Below are 2,554 nucleotides of genomic sequence, written 5' to 3' on the forward strand. Positions count from 1 at the left end.
GTCCCGGCCCGTACGCCGCCGCCCCGGCCCTCCCCCGCCGGCGGGCTCGACCGGGCCGCCGTCCTGCTCGGGGGAGCCGCCCGGCCCGTCGTCGTCGCGGGCGACGCGGTGGGCCGCGAGGACGCGACGGCCGCCCTCGTCCGCGTCGCCGAGGCCTGCGGGGCGCCGGTGCACCACCAGCCGATGGCGGACTGCCTGGACTTCCCGACCACCCACCCCCTGTACGCGGGGACGCTGCCGCCGCGCCACGACGCGATCCGGGCCGCGCTCGACCCGTACGACGCCGTGCTCGTCGCGGGGGCGCACGCCTTCTCCCCGCACCACTACAGCCCGGGCCCCGCGCTGCCGCCCGGCTTGACCGTCGTCCAGCTCGACTCGGACCCGGACGAGATCGGCCGCAACTTCCCGGCCGACCACGGTCTCGTGGGCGCGCTCGGGCCGTCCCTCGACCGGCTCGCCGAGCTGCTGCCGCAGCAGGTCCCCGCGCACACGGCCAAGGCGCGGGCCCTGCGGGCCGGTGACCGCCACCTGGCCGAGCGCACCCGTACGGAGGCCGCCGCGCGCGCCGCGTACTCCCGGGCGCCGCTCGCCCCCTGGGCGGCGGCCCACGCCGTGGCGCACGGCCTGCCGCCGGGCACGGCCGTCGTCGAGGAGGCCATCACGGTGGGCCTGCTGCTGCGCGCACTCGTCCGCCTCGAACAGCCCGGCAGCTACACGCACACCGTCGGCGGCGGCCTCGGCTGGGGGATCGGCGCCGCCGTCGGACGCAGCATGGCGCAGCCGGGCCGGCCCGTCGTCGCCGTCCTCGGCGACGGCTGCGCCCTGTTCGGCCTGCAGGGCCTGTGGAGCGCCGCGCGGTACGCCGCCCCCGTGCTGTTCGTGGTGATGAGCAACGGCGCCTACCGGACCCTCCAGGACACCTACGAGGCGCGGGGCGGCACCGGCCCCTGCCCCGGCACCGAGCTGGGGCGGCTCGACTTCACCCAGGCGGCCCGCTTCTTCGGCATCGACGCCGTACGGGCGGGCAGCGCGGACCAGTTGCGGGAACTCGTCGCCGGGGCGGCGGAGTTGACCCGGCCGATGCTGGTCGACGTGCCCCTGCGTTAGGACGGCCCATCGCGTCCACCGCGCCCGCCGCCCCGGCGCGGCCCCCACCGACTCACAGGGGCCCGCACCTTGTCACCCGACCGCCGGGGTCCGACCATCGGTCCATGGCGGACGGCGGCTCACCGAGATCGGTCCTGGCGCGCGGAGCGGCCCTGCTGCGTGCCTGCGGTGAGGCGCGGGGCCCGCAGACCCTCGCCGAGCTGGCCCTGCGTACGGAGCTGCCCAAGCCGACCGCGCACCGCCTGCTCGCCGAGCTGGCCCGCCTCGGCCTGGTGGAACGCGCCCCGGACGGCCGTTACCGCATCGGGCTCGCGCTCTTCGTGCTCGGCCAGTCGGCGCCGTCCGCGCGCGAACTGCGGGACACCGCGCTGCCGTTCCTGGGCGACCTGTACGAGGCGACGGGCGAGAACGTCCACCTGGCCGTGCCCGACGGCTCCGACACGCTCTTCCTGGAGAAGCTCACCGGCCGCCGCGCCACGCCGATCGTCTCGCGCACCGGGGGCCGGCTGCCCGCGCACTGCACCGCCACGGGCAAGGTGTTCCTGGCGCACGACCCCCGGCCGCCGGGCGCGTCCCTGCCGCGCCTCACCCCGCGCACCCTCGTCCTGCCGGGCCAGCTCGCCCGGGACCTGGCCCGTACCCGCGCCCGCGGCTTCGGCGTCAACCTGGAGGAGGCCGAGGTCGGCATCTCGGCCGTGGCCGCCCCGGTCTACGGCGCCCGGGACGCCCGCCCCGTCGCCGCCCTCTCGGTGACCGGCGGCACCCGCCGCCTGGACATGGACCGGATCGGCGCCCGGGTGTGCGCGGCGGCCCGCGCGCTGACCCGGGCCCTGTCCGGCTGACGGACGTACAGGCGCGCGGGGATGTCAGTCCCCGGCCGCCGCGTGTTCCGTACCGTCCGGCTGCGTCCCGGTCTGTATCGCGGCGGCCAGTTCGTGCTCGGTGAGCCGCGGCCCGCTCAGCTCCCCGGTGATCCGGCCCCGCACGAAGACCAGCACGCGGTCGCAGAGCTCCGTCAGCTCGGCCAGGTCGCCCGACGCGACCAGCACGGCCGCGCCGCCCGCCGCCAGCTCGCCGACGATCGCGTGCATCTCGGCCCGCACACCGACGTCGACACCCCGGGTGGGATCGTCGAGGACCACGATCCGGGGGTCCGTGGCCAGCCACTTGGCGAGGACGACCTTCTGCTGGTTGCCGCCCGACAGCGTGGCCACCACGTCGTGCGGACCGCCGCGCAGACGGAGCCGGTCGGTCAACTCGGCCGTGCGCCGCACGAGTTCGGCGCGGGAGGGCAGGACGCCGCCGCGGCCCAGGGCCAGCCAGTCCACGGCCGTGGTGTTCTCCCACACCGTGCGGTCGGTCATCAGCCCGTACCGTTTGCGGTCGCTCGGCACGAACGCCACCCCCGCCCGGACCGCCTCCCGCAGGGAACGCGGCCGCCCCCGGT

Annotated in this window: 3 protein-coding genes; 2 read left to right on the forward strand and 1 reads right to left on the reverse strand. The window is 77.6% G+C overall.

Going from position 1 to position 2,554, the window contains the following annotated elements; translation table 11 throughout:
* Positions 1–1,107: thiamine pyrophosphate-dependent enzyme (locus FGF04_RS38750; RefSeq protein WP_149516084.1), on the forward strand; the 1,107-nt coding region annotated here is incomplete at its 5' end.
* Between the two features lie 104 nt (positions 1,108–1,211).
* The gene (locus FGF04_RS38755) at positions 1,212–1,949 is read left to right on the forward strand and encodes an IclR family transcriptional regulator (RefSeq protein ID WP_149516085.1); all 738 of its coding nucleotides are present in this window, start codon (positions 1,212–1,214) and stop codon (positions 1,947–1,949) included.
* 24 nt (positions 1,950–1,973) lie between these two features.
* On the opposite strand, the gene FGF04_RS38760 is transcribed toward FGF04_RS38755, so the two are convergent.
* Positions 1,974–2,554 (reverse strand): ATP-binding cassette domain-containing protein (locus tag FGF04_RS38760; protein ID WP_149516086.1); only part of this gene is annotated, 581 nt, incomplete at its 5' end.

This window comes from Streptomyces apricus, assembly GCF_008369065.1.
GTDB classification, from domain to species: Bacteria; Actinomycetota; Actinomycetes; order Streptomycetales; family Streptomycetaceae; genus Streptomyces; species Streptomyces apricus.

What these genes read in the sequence shown, in the direction of transcription:
- FGF04_RS38755 (WP_149516085.1), top strand. Translation starts at nt 1,212, where the DNA reads ATGGCGGACGGCGGCTCACCGAGATCGGTCCTGGCGCGCGGAGCGGCC.